This is a genomic window from Mesorhizobium sp. M4B.F.Ca.ET.143.01.1.1 (assembly GCF_004792275.1).
Lineage (GTDB): Bacteria > Pseudomonadota > Alphaproteobacteria > Rhizobiales > Rhizobiaceae > Mesorhizobium > Mesorhizobium abyssinicae.
Genome location: NZ_SRSR01000009.1, coordinates 55837 through 76011, shown reverse-complemented (window position 1 = coordinate 76011; position 20175 = coordinate 55837). Strand labels below are relative to the sequence as shown.

General features: G+C 65.8%; 25 protein-coding genes. 11 read left to right on the top strand and 14 right to left on the bottom strand.

Annotated features, from left to right (window positions below; translation table 11 throughout):
- Nucleotides 1-53: 53 nt before the first annotated feature.
- From EN786_RS22195 to EN786_RS22185, 3 genes are read right to left on the bottom strand one after another with little or no spacing between them, the layout of a single operon-like run.
- On the bottom strand, nucleotides 54-1187 hold the full coding sequence (locus EN786_RS22195) for an alanine racemase (RefSeq protein WP_127285525.1): 1134 nt from the start codon (nucleotides 1185-1187) through the stop codon (nucleotides 54-56).
- On the bottom strand, nucleotides 1184-2464 hold the full coding sequence (locus EN786_RS22190; protein WP_127311370.1) for a D-arabinono-1,4-lactone oxidase: 1281 nt from the start codon (nucleotides 2462-2464) through the stop codon (nucleotides 1184-1186). Before EN786_RS22190 ends, EN786_RS22195 begins: the two co-directional genes overlap by 4 nt.
- A gap of 13 nt (nucleotides 2465-2477) precedes the next feature.
- Nucleotides 2478-3659 (bottom strand): MFS transporter, encoded by a 1182-nt coding sequence (locus EN786_RS22185; RefSeq protein WP_135908861.1) that lies wholly within the window; start codon nucleotides 3657-3659, stop codon nucleotides 2478-2480.
- Between the two features lie 129 nt (nucleotides 3660-3788).
- On the opposite strand from EN786_RS22185, the gene EN786_RS22180 reads away from it, so the two are divergent.
- Nucleotides 3789-4415, top strand: a complete 627-nt coding sequence (locus EN786_RS22180) for a TetR/AcrR family transcriptional regulator (protein WP_187331454.1) — start codon at nucleotides 3789-3791, stop codon at nucleotides 4413-4415.
- Nucleotides 4416-4421: 6 nt separating this feature from the next.
- On the opposite strand, the gene EN786_RS22175 is transcribed toward EN786_RS22180, so the two are convergent.
- Complete coding sequence (locus EN786_RS22175) at nucleotides 4422-5318, bottom strand: LysR family transcriptional regulator (protein ID WP_127287065.1); 897 nt, start codon at nucleotides 5316-5318, stop codon at nucleotides 4422-4424.
- Between the two features lie 107 nt (nucleotides 5319-5425).
- Between EN786_RS22175 and EN786_RS22170 the strand changes: the two genes are divergently transcribed.
- Nucleotides 5426-6187 carry an SDR family oxidoreductase gene (locus EN786_RS22170; protein WP_127287064.1) on the top strand — a complete coding sequence of 254 codons (762 nt, stop codon included), beginning with the start codon at nucleotides 5426-5428 and terminating at the stop codon, nucleotides 6185-6187.
- Here EN786_RS22170 and EN786_RS22165 read toward each other — a convergent pair.
- Nucleotides 6184-6423, bottom strand: coding sequence for a hypothetical protein (locus EN786_RS22165; protein WP_245478470.1), 240 nt, complete (start codon nucleotides 6421-6423; stop codon nucleotides 6184-6186). The two genes, EN786_RS22170 and EN786_RS22165, sit on opposite strands and share 4 nt — an antisense overlap.
- A 286-nt stretch (nucleotides 6424-6709) precedes the next feature.
- Between EN786_RS22165 and groES the strand changes: the two genes are divergently transcribed.
- From groES to EN786_RS22140, 5 genes are all read left to right on the top strand, one after another.
- The gene (gene groES, locus EN786_RS22160; protein ID WP_006203049.1) at nucleotides 6710-7006 is read left to right on the top strand and encodes a co-chaperone GroES; all 297 of its coding nucleotides are present in this window, start codon (nucleotides 6710-6712) and stop codon (nucleotides 7004-7006) included.
- A gap of 69 nt (nucleotides 7007-7075) precedes the next feature.
- Nucleotides 7076-8728: a chaperonin GroEL gene (groL, locus tag EN786_RS22155; RefSeq protein ID WP_135859304.1), complete on the top strand. Its 1653-nt coding sequence runs from the start codon at nucleotides 7076-7078 to the stop codon at nucleotides 8726-8728.
- A gap of 348 nt (nucleotides 8729-9076) precedes the next feature.
- Complete coding sequence (locus tag EN786_RS22150; protein WP_127284166.1) at nucleotides 9077-11134, top strand: pilus assembly protein TadG-related protein; 2058 nt, start codon at nucleotides 9077-9079, stop codon at nucleotides 11132-11134.
- Nucleotides 11134-11739: a TadE/TadG family type IV pilus assembly protein gene (locus EN786_RS22145; RefSeq protein ID WP_127284167.1), complete on the top strand. Its 606-nt coding sequence runs from the start codon at nucleotides 11134-11136 to the stop codon at nucleotides 11737-11739. Before EN786_RS22150 ends, EN786_RS22145 begins: the two co-directional genes overlap by 1 nt.
- Nucleotides 11736-12176, top strand: a complete 441-nt coding sequence (locus EN786_RS22140; RefSeq protein WP_127309758.1) for a TadE/TadG family type IV pilus assembly protein — start codon at nucleotides 11736-11738, stop codon at nucleotides 12174-12176. Before EN786_RS22145 ends, EN786_RS22140 begins: the two co-directional genes overlap by 4 nt.
- Nucleotides 12177-12254: 78 nt before the next feature.
- On the opposite strand, the gene EN786_RS22135 is transcribed toward EN786_RS22140, so the two are convergent.
- Nucleotides 12255-12857 carry a TetR/AcrR family transcriptional regulator gene (locus EN786_RS22135; RefSeq protein ID WP_127284169.1) on the bottom strand — a complete coding sequence of 201 codons (603 nt, stop codon included), beginning with the start codon at nucleotides 12855-12857 and terminating at the stop codon, nucleotides 12255-12257.
- Nucleotides 12858-12967: 110 nt separating this feature from the next.
- Between EN786_RS22135 and EN786_RS22130 the strand changes: the two genes are divergently transcribed.
- Both EN786_RS22130 and EN786_RS22125 read left to right on the top strand, forming a co-directional pair.
- Nucleotides 12968-13408, top strand: coding sequence for an OsmC family protein (locus EN786_RS22130; protein ID WP_127309759.1), 441 nt, complete (start codon nucleotides 12968-12970; stop codon nucleotides 13406-13408).
- Between the two features lie 17 nt (nucleotides 13409-13425).
- Complete coding sequence (locus EN786_RS22125; RefSeq protein ID WP_127284170.1) at nucleotides 13426-13812, top strand: nuclear transport factor 2 family protein; 387 nt, start codon at nucleotides 13426-13428, stop codon at nucleotides 13810-13812.
- Between the two features lie 12 nt (nucleotides 13813-13824).
- Here EN786_RS22125 and EN786_RS22120 read toward each other — a convergent pair whose 3' ends face one another.
- From EN786_RS22120 to EN786_RS22100, 6 genes are all read right to left on the bottom strand, one after another.
- Nucleotides 13825-14436 (bottom strand): LysE family translocator, encoded by a 612-nt coding sequence (locus EN786_RS22120; RefSeq protein WP_127284171.1) that lies wholly within the window; start codon nucleotides 14434-14436, stop codon nucleotides 13825-13827.
- A 69-nt stretch (nucleotides 14437-14505) separates the two neighbouring features.
- The gene (locus EN786_RS22115; protein WP_127284172.1) at nucleotides 14506-14904 is read right to left on the bottom strand and encodes a YkgJ family cysteine cluster protein; all 399 of its coding nucleotides are present in this window, start codon (nucleotides 14902-14904) and stop codon (nucleotides 14506-14508) included.
- A gap of 4 nt (nucleotides 14905-14908) precedes the next feature.
- A complete protein-coding gene (locus EN786_RS37775; RefSeq protein ID WP_187331455.1) occupies nucleotides 14909-15067 on the bottom strand; it encodes a hypothetical protein in 159 nt (52 codons plus the stop codon).
- 291 nt (nucleotides 15068-15358) lie between these two features.
- Nucleotides 15359-16138, bottom strand: a complete 780-nt coding sequence (locus tag EN786_RS22110; RefSeq protein WP_127309760.1) for an SRPBCC domain-containing protein — start codon at nucleotides 16136-16138, stop codon at nucleotides 15359-15361.
- Nucleotides 16138-16458, bottom strand: a complete 321-nt coding sequence (locus EN786_RS22105) for a metalloregulator ArsR/SmtB family transcription factor (protein WP_127284174.1) — start codon at nucleotides 16456-16458, stop codon at nucleotides 16138-16140. The genes EN786_RS22110 and EN786_RS22105 overlap by 1 nt, the downstream gene beginning before the upstream one ends.
- Before the next feature lie 151 nt (nucleotides 16459-16609).
- Nucleotides 16610-17269: a glutathione S-transferase family protein gene (locus tag EN786_RS22100; protein ID WP_127284175.1), complete on the bottom strand. Its 660-nt coding sequence runs from the start codon at nucleotides 17267-17269 to the stop codon at nucleotides 16610-16612.
- Nucleotides 17270-17437: 168 nt separating this feature from the next.
- On the opposite strand from EN786_RS22100, the gene EN786_RS22095 reads away from it, so the two are divergent.
- Nucleotides 17438-17617, top strand: coding sequence for a CsbD family protein (locus tag EN786_RS22095; RefSeq protein ID WP_127284176.1), 180 nt, complete (start codon nucleotides 17438-17440; stop codon nucleotides 17615-17617).
- 18 nt (nucleotides 17618-17635) lie between these two features.
- On the opposite strand, the gene EN786_RS22090 is transcribed toward EN786_RS22095, so the two are convergent.
- Complete coding sequence (locus EN786_RS22090) at nucleotides 17636-18769, bottom strand: metallophosphoesterase (RefSeq protein ID WP_127284177.1); 1134 nt, start codon at nucleotides 18767-18769, stop codon at nucleotides 17636-17638.
- Nucleotides 18770-18893: 124 nt separating this feature from the next.
- Here EN786_RS22090 and EN786_RS22085 point away from each other — a divergent pair, with 124 nt between their 5' ends.
- The gene (locus EN786_RS22085) at nucleotides 18894-19481 is read left to right on the top strand and encodes a hypothetical protein (protein ID WP_127284178.1); all 588 of its coding nucleotides are present in this window, start codon (nucleotides 18894-18896) and stop codon (nucleotides 19479-19481) included.
- Nucleotides 19482-19514: 33 nt separating this feature from the next.
- Here the strand turns inward: EN786_RS22085 and EN786_RS22080 are convergent, their stop codons facing one another.
- The gene (locus EN786_RS22080; RefSeq protein ID WP_245494514.1) at nucleotides 19515-20171 is read right to left on the bottom strand and encodes a TetR/AcrR family transcriptional regulator; all 657 of its coding nucleotides are present in this window, start codon (nucleotides 20169-20171) and stop codon (nucleotides 19515-19517) included.
- Nucleotides 20172-20175 lie beyond the last annotated feature (4 nt).

Sequence of the window (20175 nt, the reverse complement as noted above, 5' to 3'; positions counted from 1 at the left end):
GCTGGCAGGACAGAGGGGGGCGCGAAGGATCACGGCAACGGCCGTTGGCCACCTCACCCCATCGGCAAGGCCGGCCAACGCTCGACAATGCGCCCGCCCGAAAACACCGCGATCGAGCCGAAATGCTGCAGCACGGCCTCGCTCTGCGTCGGCCGGAGGAAGGCATAGTCGCCGGGCTTTACGTCGGCTCCGGTCGGCAGGGCCATGAACTGCTGGTTGGAGGACAGGCCCATCAGGCCGTTCACCTTCATGCCCTGCGGAAATACCGGCCCGGCCATCCACTTGCCGCCGTAGAGATAGCAGCCCTTGCGCGGGAACAGGCCAAGCGCCGTGAGCATCCGCGACACCGAGGCCGGCCCCGGCAGCACCGGCTCCACCACCTTCAGGATCGGCGTCGCGATGAAGGCAGCAGGCTGGAGGCCATCCAGGCCGGGCACGTCGAAATCGCTGGGCAGCACGAAAGCGGAGCCGATCGAGACTTCGTTGGCGACCCCGCCATGGTGCAGCAACGCCGTCTTCGAGCCGCCTATGTTCAGGATGCGCCGCTGATCCTCGCCGAGGCTGTCGGCGAATTCCTCGGCCAGCGCCTGGGCTTTCCTCAGCGCGCCGCCCTGGCCGCCGAACAGGCCGGGGATTTCCGGCGCGTGCGCCTCGTAGGCCATGATGCCTTCGCAGCGCAGGCCGTTCGGGATGGTCAGCGCCTTTATGTCTTCGGGGCTGGCGAAGCCGCCGCGATGCAGCCCGACATCGACCTCGAAGGCAAAGCGCAGGTCGGTGCCAAGTTCGGCCGCCAGCCCGCCATACTCGGCCAGCCGCTGTTCGGTGTCGATCAGCCAGCAGACGCGCGACCAGCCGGCGCCTCCCTTGGTGAGCGCGCCACTCGCCGCGCCGACCGGCATCGGCTTGCCGTAGAGCAGATCCGCCTCGGGAAAGGCGTCGAGCACGGCCTGCGTAATCGGCGGATGGAAGGTCATGAAACGGCTGGAGCCGAGCCCGCCGGCAATATGCTGAAGCAGCGGCATGCAGGCGAGTGACTTGTCGACCAGCCGCACGGCGAGGCCCGGCGCCAGTCTTTCCTTCACCAGCGCGATGTTGCGGTCGAGCCGGTCGCGGTCGAGCACGAGCGCGGGCTGGAAGATGCCGGCTTGCCTCAGCGCCTCGGAGAGATCGGCGAAATAGGCGCTCATGTGTCGATGCCGAACAGGCTGGCCATGTAGGGCGACACGAAGCGGTTTTCGGGATCGATATCGCGCCGCACCGCCATGGCGTCATCCCAGCGCGGATAGAGTTTCTTGAAATCCGCGGCCTTCAGGCTGTGCATCTTGCCCCAATGCGGCCTGCCGCCATACTTGCGGAAGATCGGCTCGGCCGCCCGCATGAAGGGCTCGGGATCGTTGGCCGCATCGTGGTGGATGGCGATCGAGCAGGTGAGCCTTTTGTGGAAGGGCGAAAGCCAGAATTCGTCCGGCGCAACCGAACGCACCTCCATCGGGAAGTAGACTTCCGGGAAGCGCTTCTCGGTGAGCTCGATGATCTCGGCCAGCGCCTTCGGCCCCTCCTCGAACGGCAGGTGATATTCCATCTCGTTGAACTTGGTCTGCCGATCGCTGGCATAGACGTTGAGCCAGTCCTGCACATAGTCCTCGGCCGGCAGCTTGGCGATCGCGCCCAGGATCAGCCGGCGGCGCAGCGACGGCAGCCAGGCGAGCGCGATGCGCAGCTTGCGCAGCGTCGCCAGCCCCGCCTCGTCCTCCTCGGTCGGTCGCGCGGTGGTCGCGGCGTCGGAGAGATCGCTGGCGATGAACTGCGCGTAGCCGGAGAACGGTATGTAGTAGAACTCGGCCGAACGATGCGCAGCCATCATCGTCTCGAAGTCTTTCAGCATCTCGGCGATCGGCAGCACCCATTTGCGGCGGCGCAGGCGGTAGGTCGGCATGTTGTTCATCGTCACTTCGGTGAGGATGCCGAAGGCGCCGAGCGCGACGCCGGTGGCGTGGATCATGTCCTGGTCCCCTGCCCGGCTGTATTCGCGCAGTTTCCCTGTCCCGTCGACGAACTGCAGCGTCTCCAACTGCGTATGGTAGGCGCCGAGCTTCGGGCCGGAGCCATGCGTGGCGGTGCCCAGCGCGCCGCCGATCGCCTGCTTGTCGATGTCGCCCATGTTGGGCAGGCCCTGGCCGATGCCTTGCAGCAAATGCATCAGCGGGCCGAGCCTCGTGCCGGCTCGCAGCCGCGCCCTGCTGGTCGCGGCATCATGCGAGACCAGCCCCTCGATCTTCTCCATCGAGACGATGGTGCCGTCGGACTTGACCAGCGGCGTGAAGGAGTGGCCGGCGCCGGCGACGCGCAGCGGACCGGGCGCGATGCGCACCAGATCGGCAAGCTCACCGGCATCGGCGGGAGTGGCGATCAGCTTGGGCGCGGCCTGCACCAGGCCCGACCAGTTGCTCCAGGCGTTCGGCATAGCGCTTCTCCGCTCAGGCGACGGCGCGGCGGCGCCGCGTCACGAGGATGAACAGGCCGAGCAGCGCGACGCTGGCGGCGGCGCTGGCGGCGGCGAATTCCGGCACCGGCCGGAAATCCTTGTCGATCAGCAGCGAGGCGGCAATCGGCCCAATCGCCAGGCCGAAGAGCTGGGCCGCCGGCACCAGAAGCACCGCGGTGCGGGTCTCGTCGGCGGTGATCGCCAGGCGGATCTGGTAGGGAACGATGAACAGCAGGATGAAGCCCATCGCCAAAGCGGCGACCCAGAATATCGTCAGGCCAGGTCCGCTGGCGAAAATCAGGGAGCAGACAAGAGCGACGGCGCCGATGGCGGTGATCGCCAGGCGATAGTCGAGGCGCGCCTCGAAGACCGTCGCGGTCAGGGCGCCTACCACCTGAGCGGCGAGGCTTGCCGACACCATCAGGCCGACCGTGCGGCCGTCGATGCCGAACTGCGCCCCGAGCGGCTCGAGGAAGGCCCAGATCGCGCCGAAGAACATGAAGTAGCAGAAGATCGAGAGCAGCGCGGCGATCGATCCGGGCGTCAGCACATTGGCGAAATGCTCTTCCTTCGGCAGGTCGGCATAGTCGTCCGGCACGATCCAGGCGACCGCCAGCGAGGCGAGGCAGACCACGCCGAGGGCGAGGAAGCCGCCGGACGCGCCGGCGACCGGGACGACATAGAGCGCCAGGGTCAGCGCCAGCGCGCATTGCGCCAAGGTCTGCACGGTGACGAAATAGCCGCCGATGCGCTCGGCCCGGCGCGACCGGGCGATCAGCTCGGTGGCGACGGCGACCAGCCCGCCCTCGGCAAGCCCGGCCAGGCTGCGTGCGCCGATCAGCGCGTTGGCGCCGGCGGCATAGGCCGTCCACCAGTTGGCCGCCGCCAGCAGGAGCAGGAGGATGGCGCTCTTCCAGCGCATGTTGCGGGCCGACAGGGCCATGGCCACGACGCCCGAGCCGACGGCGATGGCGATCATCTCGGCGGTGGCGACCAGCGCCAGCTCGTCGCCGGTGACATGGCCTTCGGTGTAGAGCGCGCCGAGCAGCACCGGCTGAAGCCCGAGGATCAGCAGGCCGACCGAGCCGATCCACAGCGCCGAAGCGAGCTGCAGGCCGCTTGGATTGCCGACCAGCCAGTCGCCGCCGTCCGTCTCGCCGGCTTGTGTAACCAAAGGCGCCTCCTCAACGTCCTTGCCGCATCGCCAAAAAACTGACAATCTGTCAGCATTTCTGGAAACTGATAGTTAATCATGTTTCTTGTCAACCGGAATTTTGGACCTCTCGCGAGAGGATCGGGCGCAATGAGCGAAGCAAGGCGATTGGCGACGGCGCCCAGGCGCAGGCCGAAGCAGGAGCGCAGCCGCGAACGCATCGACGCGATCCTTTCGACGACCATGCGGCTGATCGGCGAGAAAGGCATCGACGCCGTCACGATGAAGGAAGTGGGTGCGCTGGCCGGCGGACCGATCGCCACCGTCTATCACTATTTCCCCAACAAATCGGCAATCCTGGCGATGCTCTACGAGCGCTTCGCGGAGGAGAGCCGCGCGCGCTTCGGCGCCATCATCGCCGGGATCCGCGGGGTGGACGATGTGACGTCGGCCGCGGATCGGCTGCTCGACGACTACTACAGCCGCGTGGCGGCGGATCCGGCCATCCAGGACCTGCAGAACGCGATCCAGGCCGACAAGGCGCTGCAGAACCTCGACATCGCCGAGACCAGGCAGCAGGCGAAAATGTTCTGCGACCATGTCGGCCCGATGCTTGAGCCGGAGCGGCGCGAGGCGTTCGGACGCGTGGTTTTCCTGGTCTTCCAGCTTGCCGGCGGCGTGGTGCGGCTGGCGCTGACGCAGGATGAAGCGGAGAGCCGGCGCACGATCGATGACTACCGGTCGATCATCCACACGCAGTTGCGGCTGTTCCTCTGATCGGCGTCAACGATCCAGCTTTGGCCCAAGAATCTCCACCAGCCAGTCGACGAACACCCGCACCCTTGGCGAAAGCTGGCGGCTGCGCGGATAAAGGACCGAGATCGGCGTCGGCGTCGGCGGATTGTCTGGAAGCACCTCGACCAGACGACCGGCCTCGATGTCATCGGTAAAACGGCGACGCGGTGCCTGGTAGAGGCCGAAACCCTGGAGCACCAGCGTGGCGGCCGTGTCGGAGTTGGAAACCGTGACCCGCGACGGCAGCACGATCTCGCGCACCTTGCCGTCGACGGTGAATTCCAGCGGCATCACCTGCCCGGTGCGTGACGAGACGAAGCCGATCATCACATGGCCAGCCAGCTCGTCCAGGTCACGCGGCAGGCCCTGGCGCTCGACATAGTCGGCGCTGGCGAGCGTCGCCTCGCGCGCGATGCCGATGCGGCGCGCGATCATGTCGCTGTCCGGCAGCGTGCCGGCGCGCACCACGCAGTCGACGCCCTCGCGCACGAGGTCGACGAGGCGGTCGCCCTCGCCGATATGCAAGCTGAGCCCAGGATAGCGGGCGAGCAGCGCCGGCAGTTCCGGGATGACGACGGTGCGAGCCAGGTTGCCGTTGATGTCGATGCTGAGCCGCCCACGCACCTCATGCGCGCCGAAGCCGCCCTCGGCATCCTCGATGTCGGCGAGGATGCCGATACAGCGCTGGTAATAGGCGTCGCCGTCGAGCGTGGTGGTGACGTGGCGGGTGGTGCGCCGAAGCAACTGCACACCCAGGCGCTCCTCCAGCTGCTTGATCGCGGCGGTGGCGCTGGAGCGCGGCAGACCGAGATCGGCGGCGGCAGCGGTGAAGCTGCGCCTTTCCACGACGCGGGTGAAGAGCCGCATGCTGTCGAACCTGTCCATCAGCGATTGTTCGCACAAGCTGAATAGTGTTGGCAATCCGTGCCCGATTATATCGTCCAGCAAGGCGAGTATATGCATCTCCATCCAAAACAGAAGGAGTTCTCGCCATGACCACTCGGCCCATCGCTCTCATCACCGGCGGCAGCCGCGGCCTCGGCCGCAACACTGCGCTCAGCCTCGCCCGCAAGGGCGTCGACGTCATCGTTACCTATCACTCGCGCGCCGACGAAGCTGAGGCGGCTGTCGCCGAAATCGAGGCTGCCGGCGGCCGCTCCGCAGCACTCCAACTCGACACCGGCGGCATCGCCACCTTCCCCGCCTTCGCCGAGGCGTTGAAGAAGACGCTGGAGGAGACCTGGCAGCGCGACCGCTTCGACTATCTCGTCAACAATGCCGGCACCGGCCTGCGCAAGATGATCGCCGAGACGACCGAGGAGGAGTTCGACACGCTGATGAACACCCACCTGAAGGGCGTGTTCTTCCTCACCCAGGCGCTGCTGCCGCTGATCAATGACGGCGGCCGCATCATCAACATCTCCAGCGGTCTCGCCCGCTTCGCCGCACCCGGCTCGTCGGCCTATGCGATGATGAAGGGCGGGATCGAAGTGTTCACCCGCTATCTCGCCAAGGAACTCGGCCAGCGCGGCATCACCGCCAACACCGTGGCGCCGGGCGCAATCGCCACCGACTTCAACGGCGGTCATGTGCGCGACAATGCCGAGATCAACCGCATGGTGGCCGGCGTCACCGCGCTCGGCCGGACCGGCGTCGCCGACGACATCGGGCCGATGATCGCCTCCCTGCTGTCGCAGGACAATCGCTGGGTCAACGCCCAGCGCATCGAAGTCTCGGGCGGCATGAATATCTAGGTAACCTGGCGGATCAGCCCTTCGAAGCCGTCGGCGAGATTTGAATTGCCGGCGGCGACGAAGCTCGAAAGGCGCCTGGCTCGCCCAGGAGTCTTGTTGGCATCGAGCAGCACCGCCCTGCCTTCATGCATGACGAAATCGAACTTGCCATAATCGAAACCAAGTTCACGCCTTATAGCGCGAAGCTCGTCGGGAACCGGAACAGGTTCGCGGCGGATCGTATCGTCGCCGTTCACGAGACTTTGCGGAGAGCGATGCCCGCTGCTGGTGCTGCGCGCGCCGAGGCGTTAAGGGGCACCGATATATTCCTCCGCGATCCCGTCGGCGAAAGACCGCGTTCCTCGTGCGAATGCGGGTCGGGAAAAATTTCGCGCGGTTCGCTCCTTGCGCGCGCCTTGACTCTCGAAACCCTCCGGCCTATCTCAGCGCCACGTTAGCACTCGCCTTGCGTGAGTGCTAACTCATATCCGGCTTCGCCGGATGGAGGAACAGTTCTCACCGTTCTCATCGAGGAAGACACTAATGGCAAAGTCCAAGTTCCGCCCGCTTCATGACCGCGTGGTCGTTCGCCGGGTCGAATCCGAATCCAAGACCGCCGGCGGGATCATCATCCCGGATACGGCGAAGGAAAAGCCGCAGGAAGGCGAGATCATCGCCGTCGGCTCCGGCGCCCGCGACGAGGCCGGCAAGCTCGTGCCGCTGGACGTCAAGGCCGGCGACCGCATCCTGTTCGGCAAGTGGTCCGGCACCGAAGTCAAGCTCAATGGCGAAGACCTTCTGATCATGAAGGAATCCGACATCATGGGCATCATCGGCTGAACATCGGCCTCACCGTCAACTGAATCTTGAATCTGCGGGTTCGACCCGAACCCCTGACAGGAGCTTACAATGGCTGCAAAAGACGTAAAGTTTTCCCGTGATGCCCGCGAGCGCATGCTGCGCGGCGTCAACATCCTCGCCGACGCGGTGAAGGTGACCCTCGGCCCCAAGGGCCGCAACGTCGTCATCGACAAGTCGTTCGGCGCCCCGCGCATCACCAAGGACGGCGTCACCGTCGCCAAGGAAATCGAGCTTGAGGACAAGTTCGAGAACATGGGCGCGCAGATGGTCCGCGAAGTCGCTTCGAAGACCAACGACATCGCCGGTGACGGCACCACGACGGCGACCGTTCTGGCGCAGTCGATCGTCCAGGAAGGCCACAAGGCGGTTGCCGCCGGCATGAACCCGATGGACCTGAAGCGCGGCATCGACCTCGCCGTGACCGAAGTCGTCGCGGCGCTCGGCAAGGCCGCCAAGAAGATCAAGACCTCCGAGGAAGTCGCCCAGGTCGGCACGATCTCGGCCAATGGCGACGAGTCGGTCGGCGCCATGATTGCGGAAGCGATGCAGAAGGTCGGCAACGAAGGCGTCATCACGGTTGAAGAAGCCAAGACCGCCGAGACCGAGCTCGAAGTCGTCGAAGGCATGCAGTTCGACCGCGGCTATCTCTCGCCCTACTTCGTCACCAATGCCGACAAGATGGTTGCCGATCTCGAGGACGTCTACATCCTCCTCCACGAGAAGAAGCTCTCCAACCTGCAGGCCATGCTGCCGGTGCTCGAGGCTGTCGTGCAGACTTCGAAGCCGCTGCTCATCATCTCGGAAGACGTCGAAGGCGAGGCCCTGGCCACGCTGGTCGTCAACAAGCTGCGCGGTGGCCTGAAGATCGCCGCCGTCAAGGCGCCGGGCTTCGGTGACCGCCGCAAGGCCATGCTGGAAGACATCGCCATCCTCACCGGTGGCCAGGTCATCTCGGAAGACCTCGGCATCAAGCTCGAGAACGTGGGCCTCAACATGCTCGGCCGCGCCAAGAAGGTGTCGATCTCCAAGGAGAACACCACCATCGTCGACGGCGCCGGCAAGAAGGCCGAGATCCAGGGCCGCGTCGCCCAGATCAAGCAGCAGATCGAGGAGACCACCTCGGACTACGACAAGGAGAAGCTGCAGGAGCGTCTCGCCAAGCTGGCGGGGGGCGTCGCGGTGATCCGCGTCGGCGGCGCGACGGAAGTCGAGGTCAAGGAAAAGAAGGACCGCGTCGATGACGCCCTCAACGCGACCCGCGCGGCCGTGGAAGAAGGCATCGTCGCCGGCGGTGGCGTGGCCCTGCTGCGCGCTTCGGGCAACCTGAAGGCCACCGGCGCCAACTCCGACCAGGCCGCCGGCATCAACATCGTGCGTCGCGCGCTGCAGGCTCCGGCCCGCCAGATCGCGGCCAACGCCGGTGCTGAAGCCTCGATCGTTGCCGGCAAGATCCTGGACAACAAGGGCGCCACCTTCGGCTACAACGCCCAGACCGGCGAATATGGCGACATGATCGCCATGGGCATCGTCGACCCGGTCAAGGTCGTTCGCACCGCCCTGCAGGACGCGGCCTCGGTCGCCGGCCTCTTGGTCACCACCGAAGCCATGATCGCCGAGGCTCCGAAGAAGGAGTCGGCTGGCGGCATGCCCGGCGGCATGCCCGGCGGCGGCATGGGCGGCATGGGCGGCATGGACTTCTAAGAAGTCCATAAAGCACGCCCATCAACTAACAATGCTCAAGCCCGCAAGCGGGCTTGAGTGGCGGCATGGATTTCTAATCCAGCCTCTCTCGCGAAGCATACGGAAAGGGCGCCGAAAGGCGCCCTTTTTCGTTGTCGCTAACGCTGCCTCGGCGAAGGCCCTTGCTGCTCTAAGTCCTGCATGCTGACTCTTTCCTGAGCAAATTGGCAACCAAATCAGCTATTTCGATCAAGCGCTTGTGACGCGAGCCAGAAATTGTAGGACAATAAATTTTAACACATTCACGGTTACTAAAGAACGGAGCACCGCAAGGTTGCTCGAGATTGCAGCGTTCTTCAGGTCAGCCTCATGCAGATTTTCCGGCGGTTTTCGCGTAGCCGCGACGGCAACGTCCTCATCATCTCGGCCCTGGTGCTGCCGCTGCTCATCGGCATGGCGGCGCTGGTCACCGAATATGGCGGAGCCCTGGTCGAGCGCTCCGACAACCAGCGCATCGCCGACCTCTCGGCGTTTGCCGGCGCGCTTGCCTACAACGCGACGAAGTCCACCGATCAGATGAAGGCGACGGCGGTCAATGTCGCCGTCCTCAACGGGGTGCCCGCGGCCGACGTGCAGGCCTCGCTGGTGACGTCGCCGAAGACCAGCGGCATGAAAGCTGTTTCGGTGACGATCAACACACCGAAATCGCTGATCCTGGCCCGGGTGCTGCAGGACCGCCAGCAGTTGAACATCCACGCCAACTCGATCGCAGAAGTCGGTGCGGCGGCGTCGACACCCGGCTGCATGCTGGCGCTCGACGGCACCCAGACCGGCATCACGCTTTCCGGCGGCACCAAGATCAGCGCGCCGAAATGCACGGTCTCGTCGAACAACACGGTGACGGTGCCTTGCGGAACGACCATCTCGGCGATCGGCGTCAACTACAATTCGACGACAGCACCAAGCCAGCCCTGCAGCGGCATCACCGGCACGATCTCCAAGAAGTACACGGCCGATCCGCTGGCCGGCAACACGGCCGTCGCCGCCGCCGTCGCCCGTATCACCACCGTGGCGGCGCTTTCGACGACGAGCGCGCCGACGGCGCCGACCACCCCCACCGGCAGCGATATCGCCTTCGCGTGGAACCAGAGCTCGACGCAGAGCCAGGCAACCACGCTCGGCTGCACGGCCAGCTGGGCATCGGCGACCTCGACCTGGACGCTGAATTGCGGCAGCAAGACCACGGTCAACCTGGGCACCATCACCATTGGCGGTGGCATCAACCTCAATTTCGCCACCAGTGGTGCTGCGAGCACCGTCTACAACATCGCCGGCGACCTCACGACCAGCGCCACGACCAAATTCGGCCCCGGCACCTACAATTTCGCCAAGACGCTGACCACGGCCGGAACCACGACCTTCGGCGCCGGCACCTACAATTTCGGCAAGCAGGTGACGACCGCCGGGATAACGACGTTCGGCGCCGGAACCTTCAACTTCACCAAGGGCCTGACGACCGGCGGCGGCGCCACCACGACCTTCGGCGCCGGCACCTTCAAGATCGGCATCAGCGACAACACCTGCGGCGGCACCGCGCGTGTCAGCCTCTGCAACACCAGCACGCTCACCTTTGGCGGGCCGAGCACGTTCGAGCTGCCCGGTGGCTTCAACAACACCGGCGGCGCGACGCTGACCTTCGGCTCCGGCACCGCCAACAGCTACAAGATCGGCCCCGGCAGCAATGGCGATGCCATCACGCTCGGCGGCGGTTCCAAGACTATCCTGGCCGACGCCACCAGTTCGGGCGTGTTCCAGGTGGTCGGCAATGTGAACGGCGGCGGTGGCGGCAGCTGCTTTGTCGTGCCGGCCACGGCGCAGCACGACATCGAAGGCAACTTCATCGGCTCGGGCGCCATCCTGCTCGGCGCCGGCATCTACACGGTGGACGGCTATTTCGCGCTCGGCGGCAGCGGAGGCGGCAGCGCCAGCTGCGGCGGCTCGACGATCAGCATCAGCGGCACCGATGTGACGCTGGTGCTGTCGGGCAAGGCCAAATCGAGCTCGGGAAGCTGCAACGGCTATGTCTTCTGCGTGGCGGCCGGCTACAGCAACATCGTGCTCACCGCGCCGCAGACCGGCGCCACGGCCAAGCTCGCCGTGATCGGGCCGACCTCGACCTCGGTCACCGCCGGCGCCACCTTCGCCGAAGGCGGCTCCAATGCGCAGATCTCCGGCGCCTTCTATTTCCCCTATGGCCCGATCATCATGAACGGCGGCTCCAGCGTGCTCGGCTCGGCCACCGACGCCACCAAATGCCTGCAGATGATCGGCTCGCGCATCACGCTGTCGGGCGGCACGGCCGCTGCGAGCGAATGCATCGCCGCCACGAGCGCCTCCACCGCGAGCAAAGTGAGCTTGGTCCAGTAATGATTTCAAACATCCTTCGCCGCCTGCCGCGCTTGTTGCGCGGCTCGGCCCTCGCCCGCTCCCTCTGCCGCGATCGATCCGGCGTCTCGGCGGTCGAGTTCGCGCTGGTCAGCCCGGTGCTGATCACCATCCTAGCCGGGACCGTCGATATCGGCGCTTCGCTCAAGGCAAAATTCGATCTGACCTCGGCGATCTCGGCCGGCTCCAATTATGCCCTGCTCGGCGCCGACAAGGTGACCTCGACCGGCGGCGCCACGCTCGCCGCCAACATCATGGCGGTGGTGACCAGCGGCCTCAGCGGCACCGGCGGCACCATCAAGGTGGTGGTCAACAATGGCGCGTCGATCACCTACAACGCCAGCACGGCCACCGCGAGCCAGAGCGGGACGGCATCCAACGCCGACCTCTGCTATTGCCCGACCGTTTCGGGGACCACCGTGACCTGGGGCACCTCGGTGACCTGCAGCGCCGCTTGCCCCAAGGGCGGCATTTCCGGAAAGTTCGTGGCCATCACCGCAAGCAGGCCGTTCGCGCCGCTGTTCGGCGGCCTCGGCATCGTCAAGAGCGGCAACATCGGCGTCGAGGCCATGGTGCAGCCGCAATGAAGGGCCTGTCGTCATTTCTCCGCGACAGGTCCGGCGCCAATGCGGTCGAGTTCGCGCTGCTTTCGGTGCCGCTGCTGATGGTGCTGTTCGGCACGGTGGAGTTCGGCCGCATGTACTGGGTGCAGCACGCGCTGCAGGAAACCGCGACCTCGGCGGCGCGCTGCGTTGGCGTGCTGCAGAGCGGGTGCACGAAAAGCGGCGTCTACAACTCGGCCAGCACCGTCAGCTACATCAGCACCATGGCCGCGACCGACGGCATCGCGCTGAGCGGCAGCAACATCACCGTCAACAACAACACGACCTGCTCGGGCCTCAGCGGGTTTTCGACGGTGCGGATATCCTACACATTCTCGACCGTGCTGCCGACCTTCCTGACCGCGCTGGCCAATGGGCCGCTGCTCAGCGCAACGGCCTGCTTCCCCAACCAGGGCGCCTAGAGCGTTTCTCCATTTCACGGAGACGGCGAACGCCCTATCTCTCTGCTTTGACACAATTCCGGAGGCGCATGAACTGCTCTAAACGGTAGCTTCCTCGCGCTCCGCCGCCTTGCCGGCACACACCGCCGCCTCCACCAGCGCCGTCACTTCATCGGCCACGGCCGTGAGCGGCCCGTGGTCGCGGGTGGCTCGGGCGATCACCATCAGGCCCTCGAGCGAGGATTCGACGAGCAGCGCAAGCGCCTGCGCGCGCCGCTCGGGCACCCCTGCCCTGACGAATGCCTGGCGCAGCAGGCCAATCCACTGCTCGAAGGCCGAGCGGCACAATTCCGCCAGCTCCGGTGTTGGCGAGTCCAGCACCACAGGCGCGATCGGACAGCCGAGCGAGAACTGGTTCTCCTCCAGCATGGTAGCCACCGACTGATAGATGTGGCGGACCGATACGGCCGGGTTGTCTTCCGCCGCCAGCGCAGCACCCAGCCGCTCCGTCACCTCGGCGACGCTAGCGCGCGTCACCTCGATGACCAGTTGGTCCTTGCCGCCCGGAAAATGGAAGTAGAGCGAGCCGCGGGGGGCCGCGCTGGCGCTCAAAATGTCGTTCAGCGAGGTGCCGTGATAGCCGCGCTGCCTCAGCAGCAGGCCGGTCGTCTCGAGTATGCGGGCCCGGGTGTCGTTCGCCATGTCAACCTCTGTCAGGAGCAACCATTATAGGCCTTGCGCAGAATATGACAATCGGTCTACATAATATGCAGATCGGTCTATATATTCACTCGTCGACCCAGGAGGACACGATGACAATTCGCGAGGCTTCGGCCGAATGGCAAGGCGCGCTGAAGGAAGGTTCGGGCCGCCTGCGGCTTGGCAGCGGCGTCTTCGAAGGCGCCTATTCCTTTCCGTCGCGTTTCGAGAATGGCCCCGGCACCAACCCGGAAGAGCTGATCGCCGCGGCGCATGCCGGCTGCTTCTCGATGGCTCTGACCTTTGCTCTCGGCCAGGCGGGTCCCGTCGCGCGGAACATCCGCACCATTGCCAGGGTGCATCTCGGTGCGACTGCGGCGGGGCCGACGATCACGCGCATCGACCTCGAAACGGAGGCGGAGGTCGCGGACCTCGCGCAAGACGAATTCGAGCGCCTTGCCCAATCCGCCAAGGCCGGCTGCCTCGTCTCGCGCGCGCTGGCCGGCGTGCCTCAGATCAACCTCAGGGCGATCCTCGTCGGTGCCGGACAATGACCTCAGGAGAAAACGCAATGAAACCCGATAGCATCATCGACATCCACCCAGACGACCAGTCTCGAGAGACGGCCGAGATCATGCGGCGCTTCAACGACGTGTTCCAGCGCCACGACCCGTCGGCGCTGGCCGAACTGGTGGGCGAGGACTGCGTGATCGAAAACACCGTGCCGGCGCCCGAGGGTGCCCGCCACACAGGTGGCGAGGCGTGCGTCGGGCTATGGAGGGCGATCGCAACCGAGGCCGGCACGCGCTTCGACCTGGAAGAAACCTTCGTCGCCGGCGAGCGGGCGACGATCCGCTGGCGCTACTGGATGGCGGACGGCAATTCGCTGCGCGGCGTCAACCTGATGCGCGTTGCCGGCGGGCGCATCGTCGAGGCGATGGGATATGTGAAGGGGTAGCGCCGATTGGCGCTACCGGTCCGTCAGCGCCAGCTTGGCGCCGAGCATGACGAAAGCGCCGGCGAAGGTGCGGCGCATCCAGGTCAGCACCTTCGGCCGCGACACGACATGGCTGCGGATCGAGGCCGCGAAGATGCCGTAGCCGGCGAAGACGAAGAAGGTGACGAGCATGAAGACGCCGGAGAGCTCCAGCATCTTCGAAAACGCGTTCGGTTCGGTGGTGCTGACGAATTGCGGCAGGAAGGCAAAGAAGAAGATCGACAGCTTCGGATTGAGGATGTTGATCAGGATGCCGGACGTGATCACCTTGCCGGCCGAGCGCGGCGCGACGTTCTCGTCGACGCTGAGGCCGCCCTTCTCCTTCAGCGTGTTCCAGGCCATGTAAAGCAGATAGGCGACGCCCAGATATTTCAGCGTCTCGAAGGCGACAGCGCTGGTGTGCAGCACCGCGGCGAGGCCAGTGATGGCGGCCGCCATATGCGGGATGATGCCCAGCGTGCAACCGAAGGCGGCAATGATCGATGCGCGAGCGCCGCGCGAAAGGCCGGCGCTGAGCGTGTAGAGAACGCCGGTGCCCGGCGAGGCGACGACGATCAGCGTCGTCAACAGGAATTCGATGCTCATAGATCCTCCGCAGCCCCTGCCCGGCGCGGAAGGTATCGGGCCGCTTGAGGCGGGGCAAGCGGGCGCGAGCTAATCTCCCCCGCAAGGGGGGAGACGAACTAGCGGCAGCCCATGCGCGGCACGCGCCATCAGGCAGTCGTCGCCGCCGGGCATGCAGGCGCGGCAGACATCGGGGCGGAGCTCATAGATGCCGCAGGCCGTGTGCTTGCCGATCTCGCCGGAGAGCGCGGAACAGCGCACGCCCTCGCAGCGCATGCCGGACAGGTCGGCCGACACGAATTTCTCCGGGATGCGATCGAGCTGCGCGTCGTCTTCCGTCGAGAAACGCGGCCATTCGGCCGAGTAGGAACAGCAGGCGCCGCAGCTCTGGCAATCAAAGACGACGCCTTCAGCGACACCTGTCCAGCCGAGGCCGCTGGCAAAGCCGGATGGCCAGTTCGAATCTTCGTGATCGGCCTCGTGCGGCAAAGCGCTATTTCTTCTTTTTGGTCTTGCGAGGCGGCGTTTCCGCCGACCCGTCGAACAGGTCGGTCGCGGCCGGCTTATCGGCCTTCGGCGCGGCGGCCGGCTTGGCCGGCTTGGCTGCAGGCGGAGACGCGGATGGAGCCTTGGCGGAGAATTTGATGGCCATGTCTTTCCTTGCCGTGAGCATGGGGTCGCGCGGCACTGCGCGTCGATCGACGAATCCCAGCCGGTCCTAGCACAGATCGGCGCCGCGGAAACGGAAAAGGCCAGCCTTGCGCCCGGGTGCCGCACAGTCGCGCTGACAGAGGCTGCAATTTTTCTTCGCCGGCTGTGGAACCGATGCCGAGGTCAGCCGTTATGGTGATGTCGTCGGTTCATGAGAGCAATCTCAAGTTTTCGGACGGCAAAAGGACGCCCCCACGCAATAAACCGCGCGAGGGGCGTTCTTTTATGGCGCTCACATGATCACGCTCATCATCGGCAGCACCTCGTAGCGGAAGCCGCGGCCCGACCGCACAACCGGATCGGCATCGGTCACCGCCCTCGCCTCGGCTTCGGTGCCGACGCGAAGGATGCACAGGCCCCAGGGCCCGGTCGGGTCGGCGACCGGGCCAGCGATCATCATTCTCCCCTCGCGAAGCTGGGTCCGCAGATAGTCGGCATGGCGGCCCATCAGTGCCCGCTCCTCCTCAGTCAGGGTGAAGGCGAAATCCGGGCGCGGCGGGATCAGCCGGCAATGGAACACGCCGGACGGCTTGATGCCTGCCTCGGCGGCGAGGAACTGACCGAGCCAGCCCAGCACCCGCTCCCAGCCGAAGCCATGGTCGCGGCAGGAGTCGTGGCGCGCGCCAAAACCCTCGTGGCGCAGCGTCAGCCGCGTTCCGGTCTCCACCGGCTCCAGCGTGTAGGTGACGGTCGTCACCTGGTCGCCGTCCCACGGCGCCCTCCAGGTCATCACCAGGCGGTGCGGCGGCTCGACCTCGACATATTCGCCCTGGACGTGGAAATCACGGCCGTCGGCGCCCTTGCCTTCGGAGCGCCAGGCGCCGCCCGGCCGGACGTCGGCGGTGTGCTTCGTGGTGCGGTACATGTCGTCCGCACCCCACCAGAGCGGGATCTGGTCCGCGGCGGTGATCGCGCGGAACACCCGCTCCGGCGGCACGGCGATCGTCACCGTGGCCAGGATGGTGCCAGCCGACACGTCGGCGATCGCGCGTGGTCTGTCGTTGCCCGCCATCACTCTTGCTCCAGATAGGATTTCAGATTGCCGAGGCTCGCCTGCCAGAAGTCGCGGTAGGGCAGGATCCAGTCGGCGACGTCCTTCAGTTCGGCCGGTTCCAGCCGATAGAGCCGCTCGCGGCCGTACTTCTGCTCGGAGACGACGTTGAGCTCGCGCAGGATGCGCAGGTGCTTGGAGATCGCCGGCCGGCTCTGCGAAAAGGCCGCGGCCAGTTCGTTGACCGGCGCCGGACCCAGCCGCAAGCGGTCGAGGATGGCGCGGCGCGTCGGGTCGGCGATAGCGCGGAAAACGGAGCGGTCAGGATCAGCTTGCGGCATAATACGTATCCATTTGGTTACGTATTATGCCGAACCGGGATGGTGGTCAATTTTCTTCACCCGATATGTCGTTGCCGAGGCTGAAAGCCCATGCCGAAACCGCCCCGGCCGTCGAGGATCGCCTTGAGCCTGTCGGAGGCCCTCCTAGTGGTCAGTCCTGTTCGTGAGGACCGGGCTCCGGCCACGGTTCCTTCGCCGCCTCCGCGTACCAATGCCGCATCGCCGGTGTCGACAGCACGGCGTCGACATAGGCCCGCGTATCGGGCGCGAGTTCCCCGCCATAGGTGTCGAAGCGGGTGATGATCGGAGCGTACATGGCATCGGCCGCGGTGAAATGGCCGAACAGGAACGGGCCGCCCTTGCCGTATTCGGCGCGGCATTGCCGCCAGATCGCCTCGATGCGAGCCCGCTGGACCTCGCCCTCGGGATCGAGCGGCTTGTGGCTCTTCGGCCGGCGCAGGTTCATCGGCCAGCCATAGCGGACCTCGCGAAAGCCGGAATGCATCTCGGTCGCCACCGAGCGCGCCAGGGCGCGGGCGCCGAGATCGTCCGGCCAGAGCTTTTTCTCGGGATAAAGGTCGGCCAGATATTCAAGGATCGCAAGGGTTTCCCAGACGATCCTGCCATTGTGATTCAACACCGGCACCAGGCCGGTCGGCGACACCTTGGCCAGATTGGCAAAGGTCTCCGGCGTGCGCAGGCGCACAAAACTCTCCTCGAACGGGATCTCCAGATGCCGCATCGCCACCCAAGGCCTGAGCGACCAGGAGGAGAAACATTTGTTGCCGATGAAGAGCGTGAATTCAGCCAAGGCGGTTCCCCTGTTTTCCCGCCACCTTAGTGGCGCGCGGCGAAGCGGCAAAGCGTTTCGCTGACGATATTGCCATCCAGCGCCTTCGCGCGGCTCGCTTCGACTGTGCGGAACCGGGAGGCACATCAGCCCGTTTCTCTCGCGATTGGATCTCCGGGAGATGCGGAGATGGTGAACATCGACCAGATTGCGGGCCTGGCCAAGCAGATCAAAGGCTCGATCCGGCAGACGGTTGGCAAGGCCACCGGAAACCGTCCGATGCAAATCAGGGGCATCGCGGACAAGGCTACGGGCAAGGTGCAGAAGGCCTGCGGCGACATGAAAGCCGTGATCAAAAAGGCGATGTGATTTGGCAGGCCTTCGCGGTCATGCCTGAAGCGCCTTCGTGAACGCGTTGGTGAAGACAACCTCGCCATGGTCGCCGGCCGCTTCGCCGAGCACCACGTCCATGCTGTCGCCGGTCACTCGCGCCAGCGCGAAGCCGCCCATATAGGCGGCCTCCGGCTTGAACAGGTCGAGCCCGTCGCGGCGGTAGATCATCGGCACCTCGTGCTGATGGCCGTGGAAGATTGCGATGACGTTGTAGCCCTTGAGGGCCGCCAGCAGCGCCTGGCGATCCGCCTCGCCCCACCAATGCGGTGCGCCGGTGCCGCCGTCGTCATAGGTCCGCTTGGCCGGATCCCAGCGCTCCGTCGAAAAGATGTCCCAGCCATAGTGCTGGAACAGGACGACCGGGCGGCCGTCGCCGGCATAGGTAGCCAGGTCCTGCTTCAGCCATGGCAGGCTGCTCGGCGCTCCATGGCCGGTGTCGCCGGCGAAGCGGTGCGTCTGGACGAGATGCAGGCCGCCCCAATCCCAGGAATAGCAGTCGGTGTCGACGTCATAGTCGGTCGCCGGCACCGGCGGCTTGAAGAACACGCCGGCGCGATGGTTGACCTCGACATAGTCGCGCAATTCGCGGCGGTACCAGTCGACATGCGGCGGCGAGCCGTTCTGGTCGAGGTCGTGGTTGCCGAGCCCGACATAGACGGGCATGTGGACGCGGTCTGGGCCGATGCCCTGCTGGTAGCGCTGGCTGAACTGCAGCAGCTGCGTGCCCTCGCTGGGCTCGGTGACCTGGCCGCCGCCGTCGTCGGTGATGTCGCCGCCGGTGACCAGGCCAAGCGGCGTGCCGATGCGGCTGCCGGCCGAACGCAGGCCGGTGGCGACACCGCCGATCTCGGCCGGCCATTGCTTGTCCGCGATGCCGTTCAGCGCGGCGACGCTGCGCAGCAGCGCGGCATCGGTCTTGCCCTCCTGCAGGCAGTTGGGGCTCAGCCCGCTCGCCATGCGGCAGGCATGGATATCGGCGATGAACAGGAAGGTGGCGTCGATCGGCTGGATGCGCTTTCCGGTCTGGCCGTATGCCTGGCGACCAAAAGCGCCGGCCGCCGCAAATCCCGCCATCCGCGCCAGGACAGCGCGACGGGAGATCGAATGGGTTCGGCTGCGATTCATCATGGCCGAGATTCAGCACAGGCGGCGCCCGGCCGTCCAGTTCCCTCCCCGACCCGCCAAGCATCGACATGGCGGTATGGGTCTGGCAGTCTTGCGCCTTCAACTTGAGCGGGAAGAGGAAGATTCGATGAAAGCCGCAACGATCGGCATGGCCCTGCTTGCCACGGCGGGCACCGCGCATGGCGCCGAATGCGTCGATGCCATGACCGCCAAGACCGGCTTCGTGCTGGAGATGCCGGGCGTCCGCAGCGAGTTCCGGCCGGCGGCCGGCGGCATGGTTTCGGTCGCCAACACATACCAGTCGGAATCGCCGCAGACGCAGTATCTCTATGCCGGGCTGATCGAGGTGTTCCGCGACAGCACGACGGGCCATCTGGCGATGATCCCGCTTGGCGACCTGAAAAAGCTGTTTCCGCTCAAAGCTGGCGCGAAGAGCACGACGCAGTTCGTCGAGCTGTCGCCGAAGAAGCAGCCGAAAGGCACAAAGACGCTGGAACTGGCGGTGAAGGGCAAGGAGACGTTCAGCCTCGGCGGCTGCAAATACAATGTGCTGGCGGTCAAGGAGACGATCAAGAACCAGGCCGGCGAGACGCTGGACACGTTCACCGCGCTCTACGCGCCGGATCTCGGCGCATCGCTGGCCCGGCGCTATGACGAGGGAACGAATTCGGAGAGCGTGGTCGGCTACGAGACGATCAAGCCGCTGCCGCAGTAGCGCCTGACGGCCGGAAGCGCTGGCGGGCCGACATCAAAGGGTTCTCGGTCGCGGCAGCACCCTGCGGCGCCGCCTCGCTGCCAATCCGTTCTGTGAGGACGGGGCGCCCTGCTCCAACCCCGCCAGGCAATCCCGCAGCAGACCCGCATCCTGCGCCGTCTTGGCCATCGACATGGCGCCCGAATAGGCGGCGACCGCCAGCGCGGCATAGCGCTCGGGGTCCGTGCCCTCGTCCCGGCCTACTTGCCGGTCGACCCGCAGCTTATCGGCGATCGCCAGCCGCCAGCCGGCAAAAATGCCGGCCAGCGCGATGCGGAAGTCCGGGTCGGCGAGCGACAGTTCATGCGCGAGGTTGTTGAGCGGACAGCCGCGCACAAAACCTTGCCGTTCCAGTTCCGCCGCCACCGCCTCGAACACGGCGCGGACGCCTTCGCGCGCCGAGGATGCGGCGCGCACCGGCGCGATCCAGGTCTGATCGACGGCGGCGGCCACCCGCTCCTCGATCACCGCCAGCGCCAGCGCCTTCTTGGTCGGGAAATGGTGATGCAGCGCGCCGCCGGTGACGCCCGCCGCCGCCATCAGGTCGCCGAGACTGGAGGCATGATAGCCCCGCGCCTGGAAGGATTCCTCCGCCACATCGAGCACGCGCCGGCGCATGCCTTCCGGGTCGTTGGTGCGTTTTTGGCGCATCGCC